Annotated in this window: 15 protein-coding genes and 1 tRNA gene; 14 read left to right on the top strand and 2 right to left on the bottom strand. The window is 70.8% G+C overall.

Annotation, left to right across the window (positions count from 1 at the left end; genetic code table 11):
• Window positions 1-98: 98 nt before the first annotated feature.
• From ELQ40_RS18220 to ELQ40_RS18185, 8 genes are all read left to right on the top strand, one after another.
• Window positions 99-1595 carry a glycine betaine/L-proline ABC transporter ATP-binding protein gene (locus ELQ40_RS18220; RefSeq protein ID WP_127794962.1) on the top strand — a complete coding sequence of 499 codons (1497 nt, stop codon included), beginning with the start codon at window positions 99-101 and terminating at the stop codon, window positions 1593-1595.
• Complete coding sequence (locus ELQ40_RS18215; protein ID WP_127794961.1) at window positions 1592-2500, top strand: proline/glycine betaine ABC transporter permease; 909 nt, start codon at window positions 1592-1594, stop codon at window positions 2498-2500. The genes ELQ40_RS18220 and ELQ40_RS18215 overlap by 4 nt, the downstream gene beginning before the upstream one ends.
• Before the next feature lie 107 nt (window positions 2501-2607).
• The gene (locus ELQ40_RS18210; protein ID WP_127794960.1) at window positions 2608-3504 is read left to right on the top strand and encodes a glycine betaine ABC transporter substrate-binding protein; all 897 of its coding nucleotides are present in this window, start codon (window positions 2608-2610) and stop codon (window positions 3502-3504) included.
• A gap of 178 nt (window positions 3505-3682) precedes the next feature.
• Window positions 3683-3919, top strand: a complete 237-nt coding sequence (gene rpmB / locus ELQ40_RS18205; protein ID WP_127794959.1) for a 50S ribosomal protein L28 — start codon at window positions 3683-3685, stop codon at window positions 3917-3919.
• The gene (rpmG, locus tag ELQ40_RS18200; protein WP_021760158.1) at window positions 3919-4086 is read left to right on the top strand and encodes a 50S ribosomal protein L33; all 168 of its coding nucleotides are present in this window, start codon (window positions 3919-3921) and stop codon (window positions 4084-4086) included. The genes rpmB and rpmG overlap by 1 nt, the downstream gene beginning before the upstream one ends.
• A 3-nt stretch (window positions 4087-4089) precedes the next feature.
• Complete coding sequence (rpsN, locus tag ELQ40_RS18195) at window positions 4090-4395, top strand: 30S ribosomal protein S14 (RefSeq protein WP_127794958.1); 306 nt, start codon at window positions 4090-4092, stop codon at window positions 4393-4395.
• A 398-nt stretch (window positions 4396-4793) separates the two neighbouring features.
• Entirely contained in the window at window positions 4794-5081 is a 288-nt protein-coding gene (locus tag ELQ40_RS18190) for an HU family DNA-binding protein (protein ID WP_127794957.1), read from the top strand.
• 125 nt (window positions 5082-5206) lie between these two features.
• Window positions 5207-7201, top strand: a complete 1995-nt coding sequence (locus ELQ40_RS18185) for a cytochrome c oxidase assembly protein (RefSeq protein WP_127794956.1) — start codon at window positions 5207-5209, stop codon at window positions 7199-7201.
• An 83-nt stretch (window positions 7202-7284) separates the two neighbouring features.
• Here the strand turns inward: ELQ40_RS18185 and ELQ40_RS18180 are convergent, their stop codons facing one another.
• A complete protein-coding gene (locus tag ELQ40_RS18180) occupies window positions 7285-8331 on the bottom strand; it encodes a hypothetical protein (RefSeq protein ID WP_127794955.1) in 1047 nt (348 codons plus the stop codon).
• Between the two features lie 126 nt (window positions 8332-8457).
• On the opposite strand from ELQ40_RS18180, the gene ELQ40_RS18175 reads away from it, so the two are divergent.
• The 5 genes from ELQ40_RS18175 (at window position 8458) to ELQ40_RS18155 (ending at window position 13342) form a co-directional block, all read left to right on the top strand.
• Complete coding sequence (locus ELQ40_RS18175) at window positions 8458-9774, top strand: ATP-dependent RecD-like DNA helicase (RefSeq protein ID WP_370296499.1); 1317 nt, start codon at window positions 8458-8460, stop codon at window positions 9772-9774.
• 150 nt (window positions 9775-9924) lie between these two features.
• Window positions 9925-11157 carry a serine hydrolase gene (locus ELQ40_RS18170; RefSeq protein WP_127794953.1) on the top strand — a complete coding sequence of 411 codons (1233 nt, stop codon included), beginning with the start codon at window positions 9925-9927 and terminating at the stop codon, window positions 11155-11157.
• Window positions 11158-11194: 37 nt separating this feature from the next.
• A complete protein-coding gene (locus ELQ40_RS18165; protein ID WP_127794952.1) occupies window positions 11195-12049 on the top strand; it encodes a class II glutamine amidotransferase in 855 nt (284 codons plus the stop codon).
• A 62-nt stretch (window positions 12050-12111) separates the two neighbouring features.
• Entirely contained in the window at window positions 12112-12804 is a 693-nt protein-coding gene (locus tag ELQ40_RS18160) for a bifunctional 2-polyprenyl-6-hydroxyphenol methylase/3-demethylubiquinol 3-O-methyltransferase UbiG (RefSeq protein WP_127794951.1), read from the top strand.
• A gap of 100 nt (window positions 12805-12904) precedes the next feature.
• Window positions 12905-13342 carry a DUF1801 domain-containing protein gene (locus ELQ40_RS18155; RefSeq protein WP_127794950.1) on the top strand — a complete coding sequence of 146 codons (438 nt, stop codon included), beginning with the start codon at window positions 12905-12907 and terminating at the stop codon, window positions 13340-13342.
• Window positions 13343-13381: 39 nt separating this feature from the next.
• On the opposite strand, the gene ELQ40_RS18150 is transcribed toward ELQ40_RS18155, so the two are convergent.
• A tRNA-Gly gene (locus tag ELQ40_RS18150) sits at window positions 13382-13452 on the bottom strand.
• Window positions 13453-13592: 140 nt separating this feature from the next.
• Between ELQ40_RS18150 and ELQ40_RS18145 the strand changes: the two genes are divergently transcribed.
• On the top strand, window positions 13593-14483 hold the full coding sequence (locus ELQ40_RS18145) for a hypothetical protein (protein ID WP_127794949.1): 891 nt from the start codon (window positions 13593-13595) through the stop codon (window positions 14481-14483).
• Window positions 14484-14600: the final 117 nt, after the last annotated feature.

Below are 14600 nucleotides of genomic sequence, written 5' to 3'. Positions count from 1 at the left end.
TTCCCGGATCACCGGCACCCGGCACAACCCGAGCACGTCCCGGCGACTGCCCCTGCACCCCGCAGCGCCACCGGACGCGCTCGACGGAGCAGCCCGCAATGCCACAGCCCGGCACCCCCGCCCGAACCCCCGAACCCGCCGCAGCCGCTGAGACCATCGCGGCGACCCACGCCCAGCCGCCCATCCCGGAGCGGTACCGCCCGCCCGCCATCGAGGTGTCGGGCCTCACCCGGTTCTTCGGCCGCCGCCCGGCGGAAGCCCTCGAGCGGCTCCGCGCCGGGGCATCCCGCCAGGACGTCGCCGCCCTCGGCACCGCCGCCGTCGTCGACGCGACCTTCGACGTGCGCCAGGGAGAGATCTTCGTCGTCATGGGGCTCTCGGGCTCCGGCAAGTCGACCCTGATCCGCATGCTCAACGGCCTGCTCGAACCCACCGCCGGTTCCGTCCGGGTCATGGGCGAGCCGATCACGGATGTCCCCGCCAAGCGCCTGCGCCGCACCCGGCGCGACCACGTGTCGATGGTCTTCCAGCACTTCGCCCTGCTGCCCCATCGCACGGTGCTCGACAACGCCGCCTACGCCCTCGAGATCCAGGGCGTTCCCGCCGCCGAGCGCCGGGCGCGCGCCGAACGGGTGCTCGACCGGGTCGGTCTCGCGGGGTGGGGCCGCAAGCTGCCCGCCGAGCTGTCGGGCGGCATGCAGCAGCGCGTCGGGCTCGCCCGCGCCCTCGCGGCCGACACCGACATCCTGCTCATGGACGAGGCGTTCTCGGCGCTCGATCCGCTGATCCGTCGCGAGATGCAGGAGCAGCTCGTCGAACTCCAGCAGGAGCTCGGCAAGACCATCGTCTTCATCACCCACGACCTGAACGAGGCGATGTTCCTCGGCGACCGGATCGCGGTCATGCGCGACGGCCGCATCGTGCAGCTCGGCACGGCGGAGGAGATCCTCACCGACCCCGCCGACGACTACGTCGCCCAGTTCGTGGCCGACGTCGACCGCGCCCGCGTGCTCACCGCCGGCAACGTGATGGAGGCGCCGCGGGCGCTCGTCTCGCTCTCGTCGGGACCGCGCGCCGCACTGCGCACGATGCGCGACCTGCAGACCTCGACGGTGTTCGTCGTGACGTCGGGCCGCAGACTCGTGGGCGTCGCCCACGACCGAGACGTGCTGCGCCTCGTGCGGCGCGGCGAACGGTCGCTCGAACCCGCGATCCGGCACGACCACGAGACCGTCGCACCCGACCAGCACCTCAGCGACCTCTTCGAGAGCGCCGCGCAGAGCGCGATGCCGCTCGCCGTCGTCGACGACCAGGGCCGGCTCGTCGGGGCGGTTCCCAGAGTCACGCTGCTCGCGGCGCTCGGCAACGTGTCGACCTCGACGATGGAACTCCCCGTCGTCGAGCCGCCCGTGACCGTGCCGGTCGAGGTCATCACCGCGACCCTGCGCGAGACGGTCGAACCCGAGGCATCCGTGCCTGGCGCACCGGAACCCGGGGTGTCCGTTGCCGGGGCGCCCGATCACGAGGCATCCGAGACTGATGAGCCTGCGCCCGCGGTCGAAGCGGCCGCCGCCGTCGCGGGAGGTGCCCGATGAACGAGTTGCGCCTCCCCCTCGGCGACTGGGCCGAGACCACCGTCGACGTCGTCACCGACCTGCTCGGCGGGTTCTTCGACGTCCTCCGCACGATCTTCCTCGCCGCCTACGACGCCGTCGACTGGATCCTCTCGACCCCGCCGTCCTGGGTCGTCATCGTCGCGATCGCCGCGCTCGCCTGGTGGCTGCGCGGCTGGAAGCTCGCGCTCGGATCCGCGATCGGCCTCGCCGTCATCGTCGGCATCGACCAGTGGGAGAACGCGATGGACACGCTCGCCCTCGTGCTCGTCGCGAGCGCGATCGCCGTGGTCGTTGCCGTGCCGCTCGGCATCCTCGCCGCCCGCAGCGACCTCGCGTCGCGCATCATCCGGCCGATCCTGGACTTCATGCAGACGATGCCGGCGTTCGTATACCTGATCCCGGCGCTCATCCTCTTCCGCGTCGGCGTGGTCCCCGGCATCGTCGCGACCATCGTGTTCGCGATGGCGCCCGGCGTGCGCCTCACCGAACTCGGCATCCGCGGCGTCGACCGCGAGGTCGTCGAGGCGGGGCACGCGTTCGGATCGTCGCCGTGGCGCATCCTCCGCCAGATCCAGCTGCCGCTCGCGATGCCGTCGATCATGGCCGGCGTCAACCAGGTCATCATGCTGTCGCTGTCGATGGTCGTCATCGCGGGCATGGTCGGCGCCGGCGGCCTCGGCGGCGACGTCGTCGCCAGCCTCAACCGCATCGACATCGCACTCGGCTTCGAGGCGGGCCTCTCGGTCGTGATCCTCGCGGTCATCCTCGACCGCATCACGGGCGCGTTCGCCGGCGGCCTGCGCCGCCGCCCGAAGCGCGAGTCCCGCGAGCAGACGACGGACACGTCGGCGGATGCCCCCGCCCGCGCCACGGCGAACGTCTGACCTGCCCCCGAACCCGGGCGCGGAGCATCCGTCGCCCGTTCCCGCGCGTCCGCGCGGGACATCCCCAGCACCCGCGACCACAGCCCGCGGGAGGAAAGGAACCCACCATGCACCATCGCACCAAGGCCGGACTCGTCGCGCTCGGAGCGGCATCCGCACTCGTCCTGAGCGGCTGCGCGACCGGCGCTGCCGAAGCCGACACCCTCGACAACGGCGACCGCAAGGACCTCACCATAGCCGTGTTCAACGGATGGGACGAGGGCATCGCCGCATCCGAGCTGTGGAAGGCCGTGCTCGAGGAGCAGGGCTACGACGTCGAACTCGAGTACGCCGACGTCGCACCCGTCTACCAGGGCCTCAGCGACGACGACTACGACGTCGTGCTCGACACCTGGCTGCCCATCACGCACGCCGACTACATCGAGCAGTACGGCGACGAGCTCGTCGACCTCGGCGCCTGGAACGACGAGGCGCAGCTCACCATCGCGGTGAACGAGGACGCCCCCGTCGACACGCTCGACGAGCTCGCCGCGAACGCCGACCTCTTCGACGACCGACTGATCGGCATCGAGCCGGGCGCGGGTCTCACGCGCGTCACGCAGGACGAGGTGATCCCCACCTACGGCCTCGAGGACTTCGAGTACACGACGTCGTCGACCCCGGCGATGCTCGCCGAACTGAAGGCCGCGACCGACGCGGGCGAGAACATCGCCGTCACCCTCTGGCGCCCGCACTGGGCGTACGACGCCTTCCCCGTGAAGGACCTCGCCGACCCCGAGGGCGCGCTCGGCGAAGCCGAGGGCATCCACTCGTTCGGCGGCAAGAGCTTCGAGGACAACTTCCCCACCCTCAGCGGCTGGCTGAAGGACTTCGAGATGGACAGCGACCTGCTCTACTCGCTCGAGAACGAACTGTTCAACGCCGAGGACACCGACGACTACGGCCCCATCGTCGAGAAGTGGATCGCGGCGAACCAGGAGTGGGTCGGCTCGCTCACCTCCTGAACGCGGAGCGAATTCGGGCGCGACCGGCCCGTCTGATAGACTCGACGTTTGGCTGGGCACTTCCACTGCCCGGTTCGTAGACGAATCCCCGGTATCTAGCCGCGAAAGCGGGGGGATCCGCCTGCAGACAAGAGACCTTGGGAGGGGCGTCCGCCCCTCGGTACTGGAGGAAAGAACAATGGCAGCAGTGTGCCAGGTGACCGGAGCCGTTCCCGGCTTCGGACACAACATCTCGCACTCGCACCGCCGGACGAAGCGCCGCTTCGACCCGAACGTGCAGAAGAAGACGTACTACGTCCCGTCGCTTCGTCGTAACGTCACCCTGAACGTGTCCGCCAAGGGCATCAAGGTGATCGACGCGCGCGGCATCGAGTCCGTCGTCAAGGACATCCTGGCTCGGGGGGTCAAGCTCTAATGGCCAAGCAGCAGGACATCCGTCCGATCATCAAGCTCCGTTCGACGGCAGGCACCGGGTACACCTACGTGACCCGCAAGAACCGTCGCAACAACCCCGACCGTCTCGTGCTCAAGAAGTACGACCCCGTGGTGCGCAAGCACGTCGACTTCCGAGAGGAGCGTTAAGACATGGCGAAGAAGTCCAAGATCGCGCGCAACGAGCAGCGCAAGGTGGTCGTCGACCGCTACGCCGCGAAGCGCCTCGAGCTGAAGAAGGCCCTCGTGGACCCGAACGGCACCGACGAGTCGCGTGAGGCCGCTCGCGTGGGCCTGCAGAAGCTGCCCCGCAACGCCTCGCCGATCCGCGTGCGTTCGCGCGACGCCATCGACGGCCGCCCCCGTGGCGTGCTCACCAAGTTCGGTGTCTCGCGTGTCCGCTTCCGCGACATGGCGCACCGTGGTGAGCTGCCCGGCATCACCAAGTCGAGCTGGTAAGCACGAACTCCTGAAGAGGGGCGTCCCGGGTTTCCGGGGCGCCCCTCTTCTGCTTCCCCGCCGTCGACTCGCTCGCATCCACCGAATCCCCCGATCACGTGCGGGTTCTGCCTGCGCGTGCGAGTTTCGCCCGTACGTGCGTCGAAGAGGCCGCACCGTTGGATGGAACTCGCACGCGGGGGCATCCGAGGAATGGCGGGTCGATGGAGGCTCGACGGGCCGTTCGAGCCCGACACGCCGGTGCGAAGGTGCCCGAATGGGCGGGAAATCCGCGTGATTCCGCGGATCTCTGTTACATTCGAGGCGGCCTGATCGGCCGCGGGGGCGGTTGAACGATCGTTCCCGAGTTCTTCAACAAAGTGCTGTGTGATGCAGCGAACGTCCGAGGAGGACATTCAATGGCTGACAAGTCGCTGAACAAGACCGAGCTCGTCGCGAAGATCGCCGCGTCGACCGGGCAGAGCCAGGCCACCGTCGACTCCGTGCTGGGCGCTCTCTTCGAGTCGCTCGCCGAGGCGGTCGGCTCGGACACCAAGGTCTCGATCCCGGGTTGGCTCGCCGTCGAGCGCACCAAGCGCGCTGCGCGCACGGGTCGCAACCCGCAGACCGGTGCGACCATCGAGATCCCCGCCGGGTACTCGGTCAAAGTCTCGGCCGGATCGAAGCTCAAGGCTGCCGCGAAGTAGTCCGAGCGCACGAGTCCGAGAGGGCGGGCGGCTTCGGCCGCCCGCCCTCTCGCGTCCGCGCGGCTTCGGCCGCCCGCCCTCTCGCGTCCGCGCGGGCTCCCAGCCGGCTCGCCTAGGCTTGTGCGGTGCCCCGCTCCGTCCGCGTCCTCGGCCCCGCCGTGCTCATCGCCGTCGCCGTCGTCGCGACGCTTGCGGGCCTGGCGGTCGGCGGGGGAGCGGCGCCGTTGCAGCTGCAGGATCCCGGGCCGGTCGTGCGGTACGGACTGCCGGTCGCCAAGCTCCTCGTGAACCTCGGCGCCGCCGGCATGATCGGCGCACTCGTGCTCGCCATCTGGGCGCTCTCGCCGAAGCAGCGCGAGTTCGACGGTGCACTCGACGTGGCCGCGGCATCCGCTGCCGTGATGACGGTCGCGAGTGCCGCGACGGCGCTGTTCACGTTCCTGAGCGTCACGGGCGAGTCCGTCGAGTTCACCGAGGTCTTCGGGCAGAAGCTCGGCCAGTTCCTCACGAGCATCGAGCTCGGACAGGCGTGGCTGACGACCACGCTCGTGGCCGCCGTGGTCACGGTGCTGTGCTTCGCGGTCCGCAACCACACGGCGCTCGTGTTCGTCGCGGTGCTCGCAGCGGTGAGCCTCGTGCCGCTGGCGCAACAGGGCCACGCCGCGGGGGCCGCCGGACACGGCATCGCGGTGACGGCGCTCGGCCTGCACCTCGTGTTCGCCGCGGCCTGGCTCGGCGGCCTCGTCACCATCGTGCTGCTGCAGTCGAAGCTCGTCGATCGCCTGCCGGTCGTGCTCGCGCGGTACTCGACGGTCGCGCTCGTCTCGTTCATCGTCGTCGCGATCTCGGGGTACACGAGCGCGGCGCTGCGGATCGGCGACTGGCCGCAGCTCACGACCCCGTACGGCGCGCTCGTGATCGCGAAGGTCGCGGCGCTCGTGGTGCTCGGACTGTTCGGCGCGCTCCAGCGGCGCTGGCTCATCGGGAGGATCACTCGGGCCGAGGCATCCGGCGATCGCGACCGCATCCGCGGGCCGTTCTGGCTGCTGGTCGTCATCGAACTCGGCTTCATGGGCGTCGCGTCGGGAGTCGCTGCCGCGCTCGCGCGGACGGCGACGCCGGTCTCGGAGGATGCCGCGGGCAGCCTCGCCCGCACCCCCGCGGAGATCCTCACCGGCGAGCCGCTGCCGCCCGTCCCCGACTTCTGGCGGTACTTCACGGAGTGGCGGCCCGACCTGATCTGGCTGCTCGCCGCCGGGTTCGGCATCTTCTTCTACGTCGCAGGTGTCCTGCGGCTCCGCCGCCGCGGCGATGCGTGGCCCGTGTACCGCACCGTCCTCTGGGTCGCCGGCATGCTGCTGCTGGCGTGGGTGACGTCGGGCGGCATCGCGCAGTACGAGCAGTACCTCTTCTCGGCGCACATGCTCGGGCACATGCTGCTGACCATGGGCATCCCGGTGCTCCTCGTACCGGGTGCCCCGGTGACCCTCGCGGCGCGCGCCATCCGGCCCCGTGCCGACGGCAGCCGCGGCGGGCGCGAGTGGATCCTCCTCGCCGTGCACTCGAAGTTCGCGTCGATCATCGCGAACCCGATCGTCGCGGCCGTGCTGTTCGCAGGATCCCTCTGGGTGTTCTACTACTCGCCGCTGTACCGCTGGACGATGATCGACCACCTCGGGCACGAGTGGATGATCGCCCACTTCCTGATCACCGGATACCTCTTCGTGCAGTCGCTCATCGGCATCGACCCGGTGCCGTACCGGCTGCCGTACGCGTTCCGGCTCGTGCTGCTGCTCGCGACGATGGCGTTCCACGCGTTCTTCGGCCTGTCGATCATGCTGAGCCAGGGGCTCATGCTCGCAGACTGGTACGGCGCGATGGGGTGGGGCACCGACGCGCTGGTCGACCAGCAGGTCGGGGGCGGCATCGCCTGGTCGATCGGCGAGATCCCGACGGTGTCGCTCGCGATCGCGGTCGCGATCCAGTGGTCGCGCGCCGACGAGAAGGAGTCGAGGCGCCGCGACCGCCACGCCGACCGCACGGGCGACGCCGAACTCGAGGAGTACAACGCCAGGCTGCAGGCGATCGCCGACCGTGATCGGGCGCGCGCCGGCGAGTAGCGCCGAAAAGGCGTCTCGAGGCCGAGCGACTCGATCTCGATACGGTCGCTGCGCTCCCTACTCGATCACCGGTGGGGGTGCCGCTACTTCAGCTGCACGGCGATCGAGCCGTCGGCCCTGATCCGGGCGTCGAGCGCGATCGTGAACGTGCGGTCCTCCTCGAAGGTGAACTCGTCGCCGTCGAAGAGCGACTGGAGGTCGACGGTGATGTGGGCGACGCCCGCAGTGGCAGGCATCTCGAAGGCCGATTCGCCGGGGACGAGCGTGACGACGGGGAACGCCGAGATCGACCATGCCGGGTCGCCGATGACCCGGTCGGAGATGTCGATGCCGAAGGGGCAGTCCGTCGGGTAGAGCGTCACCTGGTCGGCGCAATTCTGCAGGAACTGGTCGACCTGCGTCTGCACCCGTTCGGCGAACACCGGCGTCGCCTGCGCGTCGACGGTGACGGCGGTACGCGTCGACGGTTCGACGGCGAGCTCGACCTCCTGCGCGGTCAGCAGTTCGTCGTCGTAGTCGAACGAGTAGACCGCCGGGGCGATCACGAGGTACGGCGTCGTCTGCACGAACGCGGCCAACTCGTCGCCCGTCTTGAGGGCGCGGGTGTCGAGGGTGAGCGATCCGACGGTGAAGAACGGATGGTGCGCGGCGGTCACGTCCACGATCGCGAGCGGGCTGGTCTCGAACTCCCAGCGGTTGAGCACGCCGTACAGCGGGTCGATCGGGCGGACGTCGAACGTCGTCGTGATGATCGCGGCCTGCAGGCGGTAGGTGGCGGTGACGGTTCGCGTGCCGTCGTCGTTTGCGACCTCCTCGACGATGTGGATGTCCTCCGGGCCGCTCTCCACGACGCCCGATCGCTGCATGGCCGTCGAGATGTCGGCGGGGAGGCCCGCCGCGGCCAGCTCCTCGGCGTCGAGCGCGACGCCCGGCGTCGTGGCCGCACGGGTGATGTCGTCCTCCGCGATCGCCTCGAGATAGCGCTCGACGAAGCTGGACGCGCCGTAGACCGTCTGGTTGAGCGAGCCGAGCGCGGCGAAGAACGCCCCGACGAGCATGGCTGCGAGGCCGGTCCAGCCGAGCACGGCGAGCCACGACACGCGCCCGCTGCGATCCGTCCGGCTCCCCACCCGCCCAAGTCTATGTCGGAGGGCCTGAGCCGATTCCGAGCCTTGTGAGCTCCTGTCCACAGGCGTCGCGACGGTGTCCACGGCCGGTCGGATGCTCCGCCGCGCGCCAGGAACGCGGGGTTACAGTTGACCGTGCCCGACGTGACCCTGACCCCGGAGCAGGCGGCGGTGTTCGACGCGATCGAGCACACGCGCGAGCACGTGTTCGTCACGGGTCGTGCCGGAACGGGCAAGTCGACGCTGCTCACGCACCTGAACTGGCACACGCAGAAGCAGATCGTCATCTGCGCACCGACCGGCGTGGCCGCGCTGAACGTCGGCGGACAGACGATCCACTCGCTGTTCCGCCTGCCGATCGGGCTCATCGCCGACCACGACATCGAGCAGAACGACGCGGTCCGCAAGATCCTGAACGCCATGGACACGCTCGTCGTCGACGAGGTGTCGATGGTCAACGCCGACCTGATGGACGCCATGGACCGGTCGCTCCGGCAGGCGCGCCAGCGGCCGACCGAACCGTTCGGCGGTGCGCAGGTCGTGCTCTTCGGCGATCCGTACCAGCTCGCACCGGTGCCCGGGGACGGCGACGAGCGGCGGTACTTCCAGGACACGTACCGCTCGCTCTGGTTCTTCGACGCGAAGGTGTGGGACGAGGCATCCCTGCGCATCTACGAACTCGGCGAGGTGCACCGGCAGCACGACGACGCGTTCAAGCACATGCTGAACGCGGTCCGCCACGGCATGGTGACCGCCGAGATCGCGGGCGTGCTCAACACGACGGGCGCTCGGCGGCCGCTTCCCGAGCACGGCGCGATCACCCTCGCGACGCGCAACGACGCGGTCAACCGCATCAATCGCACCCAGCTGCACCGGTTGCCGGGGCAGTCGCAGGCGAACGAGGCGGATGTGAACGGCGATTTCGGCGGCCGCGCGTTCCCCGCCGAGGAGCGGCTCGAGCTGAAGGTCGGCGCGCAGGTGATGTTCCTCCGCAACGACACGATGGTGCGCGGCGACGGGCCGAGGTGGGTGAACGGCACGATCGGCACGGTGACGTCGCTGGCGCGCGAGGTGCGGGTCGCCGTCGACGGCGAGGAGCACGAGGTCGAACCGGCGACCTGGGAGAAATACCGCTACTCGTGGGACGCGGGGCGCAAGCGCCTCGAGAAGGAGATCGTCGCCGAGTTCACGCAGTTCCCGCTGCGGCTCGCGTGGGCGGTCACGATCCACAAGTCGCAGGGCGCCAGCTACGACACGGCGATCGTCGACCTGGGCGCCCGCGTCTTCAGCCCGGGGCAGACCTACGTGGCGCTCAGCCGGCTGACGAGCCTCGAGGGGCTGTACCTGTCGCGACCGTTGCGGCCGAACGACATCATCGTCGATCCGAACGTCGAGCGGTTCATGTCGGGCGCGCTGCGCGAGATCGGCCGCGTGCCGGGCGGCTGAGCACCGTCCGGCCCGGACTGCCGGATCTCCTCCTCGAGGGTGACGGGGGAGGTCATCCGCGCGGGTTAGAATCGGCGAAAACCGGCAAGGGGGGCTTGCGTGGGCCGATCGGGGGATCGACGCCGCAGGGGGATCGCGGCGATCGCGGCGATGGTCGCTGCCGTCTTCGCGCTGTCCGGATGCACCGGCGGATCGGTCGATCCGGCGGCACGCTACGACGGCGTCGACGCCGAGGTGACCGGCGATCCGGCGGCGGCGCTCCAGCAGGTGCTCGTCGACGCCGTGGCCTTGAGCGGGTCGAGCGGCGGAGTGGCATCCGTCTCCGCGCCGTGGGCCGGCGACTGGTCGGGCGCGGTCGGCGTCGTCGGCTTCGACGAGGGCGCCGCGACGACGACCCCGGACAGCAGGTTCCGGATGGCGGGCGTGTCGTCGATGGTGACCTGCCTGCTGCTGATGCGCCTCGTGGATGCCGGCACCGTGGCACTCGACGACCAGGTCGGACAGTACGTGGACGACATGCCCGGTCTCGACGGGATCACGCTCGAGCAGCTCTGCAGCCACGAGTCCGGACTCGCCGACTACCGCCCGTCGCTGTACGCCCACTTCATCCACAACCCCGAGCGGGTGTGGTCGCGGATCGAGTTGATCTCGGCCGGGGTCGCACGCGACCGGGTGGGCGCGCCCGGCCAGCTGTACTCGTACTCCGACACGGGCCTGCTGCTGCTCGCGGTCGCGCTCGAGCGCGCGTCGCACCGGGACTGGAACGACCTGGTCCGCCAGTACGTGCTCGAGCCGCTCGACCTCGAGGACACGGAGCTGCCCGCGGCCGACACCGTCGCGCCGGACGGGGTGATCGGCGCGTACGTGTCGCCGCCCGGCGCCGACGGCGCTCCCGACTGCGCGGCGCGCGTCGACGACTCGCGGCAGTCGAGTTCGATGGGCGGGGAGGCATCCGGTCTCGTGTCGTCGCTCGACGACGCCGTCGTGCTCGCCCAGGCGAACGCGGGCGGCGCGCTCGTCGGCGAGCATTCGTACCGCGAGCAGTGGGCCACGGAGCTGGTTCCCGGCGCGGCGCCGTGGGTCTCGCAGGGTATCGGCGGCACGCAGTACGGGCCGCTGCGCGGCACCGCGAGCGCGACCGTCGGCGTCTTGACCGCGGCCTTCTCGGACCCCGAGACGGGCCTCACCGTCGTCATCTCGGTGAACAACTCCAGTTCGGGGCAGGACTTCATCCGCGAGGCGTCGTTCGCGTTGGCGTCCATCGCGTCGAAGCTGCCCGCCGCGGAAGGGCAGGCCCAGCCGCTGATCGAGCTGCCGTGGTCGGTCGAACAGGCCAGGGAGAAGATGACCCAGAGCGCGAGGTGCTCCACGCCCGCGGCGTAGCGGGCGCCGAGGTCGCGCCGACCGGAGGAGGTTCGAGATGTGCCGGTGGCTGGCGTATTCGGGGGCGGCGATCCGCCCCGCGCTGTTGATCCTCGACACCAGGCATTCGCTCGTCGCGCAGTCGTTGAACTCGCCGCTCGGTGCCGAGCCGGTCAACGGCGACGGGTTCGGCGTCGGCTGGTATCCGATGACGGATGCCGCGCCGCCGGGGTCGGCGGTGGAGCCGGCGCTGTTCCACAGCATCGAGCCGGCGTGGCACGACGAGAACCTGCGCGAGCTGACGCGGGCGATCGAGTCGCCGTTGTTCTTCGCGCACGTGCGGGCGGCGGCGGGCCCGCCGATCCAGCAGACCAACTGCCATCCGTTCCGTCACGGGAAGTGGCTGTTCATGCACAACGGCGCGCTCGCGCATCTCTCGCGCATGCGGCGTGACCTGATGCTCGCGCTCGATCCCGAGCTGTTCCCGCTCGTGCACGGCACGACCGACTCGGAGCTCGTGTTCTACCTGGCGATCACGTACGGGCTGCAGGACGACCCGGTCGCCGGGCTCGGTCGGGCGGTCCGCCGGATCGAGGAGATCGCGGACGCCCACGGCATCCGCGACGCGGTGCAGGGCACGTTCGCCGTCTCCGATGGGCAGACCATGTGGGCGTTCCGCTACTCGACGATGCACCGCACCCGGACGCTCTTCGCCTCGGCCGACATGGCGACGCTCCAGGCGATGTATCCCGACATGGAGCGGTTGCGCGTGTTCGACGCGGGCGCGCGCGTCGTCGTGTCGGAGCCGTTGACCGACCTGCCTGGCGCGTTCGTCGAGATCGAGGAATCCACGGTGGTGACGCTCGACGCGGACGGGATGCGCGAGGCGCCGTTCCTCCGGGACGCGGCGTAGCTCGGTTGCCGGTTCGGCAATCCGGGTTGCGTCCCGGGTGATGCCGGGGGTGGAGTGGTCGGATGCCGCACACCGACGCCGTTCACGATCACCCCGGCAACGATCACCCTGCTCACGACCAATCGGTCGCCGAGTTCTGGGAGGCGCGCTACGCCGACGAGGAGCGCGTCTGGACCGGCCGGGTGAACGCGGTCCTCGCCGAGGTCGCCGCGGCGATGCCGCCCGGCCGTGCGCTGGATCTCGGCTGCGGCGAGGGCGGCGACGTCGTCTGGCTCGCGTCGAACGGCTGGGAGGTGACGGGCGTCGACCTGTCGCCGACCGCGATCGCACGGGCCCGGGATGCCGCAGACGCGGCGGGCATCCCCCGTGAGCGCGTGACGCTCGAGGCGGCCGACCTCGCCGATTGGACGACCGACGCCCGGTTCGACCTCGTGACCGCGTCGTTCCTGCAGTCCTGGCCTGCGGAGATTCCCCGGGACGAGATCCTGAGACGCGGGGCCGGCTTCGTCGCCCCCGGCGGGAGCATCCTGATCACGGCCCACGCCGAACCCCCCGCCGGATCGGCGGCCGCCGAGCATGGGCGATCGCACGAGGGGCACCAGTTTCCGACGCCCTCAGAGGACCTCGCCGCGCTGGCGCTCGACCCCGCCGCCTGGGAGGTCGTCGTGGCCGAGGTCCGCGAGCGCGAGGGGGCGCGACCCGACGGTGAGGCGATCACCTTCGTCGACGGAATCGTGCTGGCGCGTCGGCGCTGACCGACGATCGTACGCGGCGCGCGCCGGTCGTCCGGTCCGCGGCGGGCGTGACGGCGGTGCGCGGTAGCGTGGGGCATCCGATCGATCTCGAGGAGTCGACATGGCCGAGACGCAGCCCGCGATGTCCCCGTCGGACCTGCCCGCCGAGGTCGTGCTCGACCGTGCCACGGGCCCGCGTCGTGCCGAGGCCGATGAACTCCTGCGCCTCTTCGCCGACGTCAGCGGCGAGGAACCGGTCGTCTGGGCCGGCCGCATCGTCGGGTTCGGCGAGTACGAGTATCGCTACGAGAGCGGGCACGGCGGGCGCTCGCCGCTGCTCGCCTTCGCGCCCGGGCCACGGCAGCACACGGTCTACCTGCCGATGGAGTTCGCAAACCGTCGGCAAGAGCTGTTCGAGCACCTCGGCCCGCACCGGTCGAGCAAGGTCTGCCTCTACCTGACCCGGCTCACCGGGGTCGACCGGGACGCGCTGCGAGTGATCCTCGAGGAATCGCTCGCTGAGACACGCGCGGAGGCGGAGCAGATGGGCAAGGGCTGACGCGCACGCCTCGGGACGAGGCGGCGAAGCGTCGGACGGAGCCGATGACGGGAATCGAACCCGCGCTGTCTGCTTGGGAAGCAGAAGTTCTACCATTGAACTACATCGGCGAGCGGCATCCGTGGGATGCAGCGTTGACCATGCTAGCAACGGATGCCGGATCCGCCGCATCGCCGGCACGTCTCGACGGAGACGGCCCTCGGCCGTCGCGATGCCGCCGCCGGCATGCGACCTGCGGCAGGCTGGCCCCATGCGGGTGAGCAGGGGAATCTTCACGGGCGCCGCGTCGGCCGGGGTGGCGATCGCGCTCGTCGGCCTGGGCGGATGCGCCGCGATCGCGGGTGCCGGAGGCGACGGCCGGCTCGACCGCGGACTCCAGGCGGACGCGGCGCAGGTCGCACGCGACATCTCGGGCATCGCCCAGGAGGTCGGCCTGCACGATCCGGTCGACGCGATCCAGGAGTACGCGCGCCGGGCGGTGCCGCTCCTCGCCGACACCGGGGTGAGCGCCGAGCCCGACGGGATGCTCGATCCCGGCTCGCCCGACTACGCCACGGCGCTGCGGCTCGTGGGCGTCGAGGCATCCGACGCGGAGCAGTGGGACGAACCGGTCGGCGCCCTCGTGCTCGCGAGCACGACGCACCGCTTCGCCGACGGTGACGAACGCACGGCCGAGCGGTGCCTGCGCATCGATCTCACCAGGTGGGGTCCGACCGCGGGGTGGGACGACGATGCGGGCATCGCGCGCCCGGTCGACTGCCCCGAGCCGCTCGAGACGGTGACGCCGGCACCCGACACCCGGCCGATCATCGTCGTGCCGGCGAACGCCGAGGCCGTCGCGACCGAGGTGCTCGCGGGCGCCGAAGCCGATGCACCTGCGCCGGCGCTCGCCGCGGAGATCACGTCGCGACTCGACCAGCCGACGGGCGAGCGCGAGGTCACCGCCGAGGTCCTCGTCGAACGCGACGGCGACCGGATCGGCCTGGCGATGGGAACGCCCGACGACTGCCTCCTGCTCCGCGCGCACGACGGCACGGTCGAACGCCTGCACGTGTCGAGCGTGCAACTGGAGCCCGGAGAACTCGGATGCCAGGCGTCCACGGCGCTCGCCTCGGACGAGGCGCTCCGGCCGCCGCACTGAGGTCTCGATACGCTTCGCGACTCGACCGCCGGGCGGGGGCTTCGCGACTCGACCGCCGGGCGGGGGCTTCGCTGATCGACCGCCGGGCGGGGGCTTCGCTCCTCGACCGCCGGGCGG

It is taken from the genome of Agromyces sp. LHK192, assembly GCF_004006235.1.
In the GTDB taxonomy this organism is placed as follows: Bacteria; Actinomycetota; Actinomycetes; order Actinomycetales; family Microbacteriaceae; genus Agromyces.
The sequence above is the reverse complement of the archived record's forward strand: the minus strand, read 5'-3'. Positions and strand labels throughout refer to the sequence as shown.

What these genes read in the sequence shown, in the direction of transcription:
- ELQ40_RS18220 (WP_127794962.1), top strand. Translation starts at nt 99, where the DNA reads ATGCCACAGCCCGGCACCCCCGCCCGAACCCCCGAACCCGCCGCAGCC.
- ELQ40_RS18215 (WP_127794961.1), top strand. Translation starts at nt 1,592, where the DNA reads ATGAACGAGTTGCGCCTCCCCCTCGGCGACTGGGCCGAGACCACCGTC.
- ELQ40_RS18210 (WP_127794960.1), top strand. Translation starts at nt 2,608, where the DNA reads ATGCACCATCGCACCAAGGCCGGACTCGTCGCGCTCGGAGCGGCATCC.
- rpmB (WP_127794959.1), top strand. Translation starts at nt 3,683, where the DNA reads ATGGCAGCAGTGTGCCAGGTGACCGGAGCCGTTCCCGGCTTCGGACAC.
- rpmG (WP_021760158.1), top strand. Translation starts at nt 3,919, where the DNA reads ATGGCCAAGCAGCAGGACATCCGTCCGATCATCAAGCTCCGTTCGACG.
- rpsN (WP_127794958.1), top strand. Translation starts at nt 4,090, where the DNA reads ATGGCGAAGAAGTCCAAGATCGCGCGCAACGAGCAGCGCAAGGTGGTC.
- ELQ40_RS18190 (WP_127794957.1), top strand. Translation starts at nt 4,794, where the DNA reads ATGGCTGACAAGTCGCTGAACAAGACCGAGCTCGTCGCGAAGATCGCC.
- ELQ40_RS18170 (WP_127794953.1), top strand. Translation starts at nt 9,925, where the DNA reads ATGGTCGCTGCCGTCTTCGCGCTGTCCGGATGCACCGGCGGATCGGTC.
- ELQ40_RS18165 (WP_127794952.1), top strand. Translation starts at nt 11,195, where the DNA reads ATGTGCCGGTGGCTGGCGTATTCGGGGGCGGCGATCCGCCCCGCGCTG.
- ELQ40_RS18160 (WP_127794951.1), top strand. Translation starts at nt 12,112, where the DNA reads ATGCCGCACACCGACGCCGTTCACGATCACCCCGGCAACGATCACCCT.
- ELQ40_RS18155 (WP_127794950.1), top strand. Translation starts at nt 12,905, where the DNA reads ATGGCCGAGACGCAGCCCGCGATGTCCCCGTCGGACCTGCCCGCCGAG.
- ELQ40_RS18145 (WP_127794949.1), top strand. Translation starts at nt 13,593, where the DNA reads ATGCGGGTGAGCAGGGGAATCTTCACGGGCGCCGCGTCGGCCGGGGTG.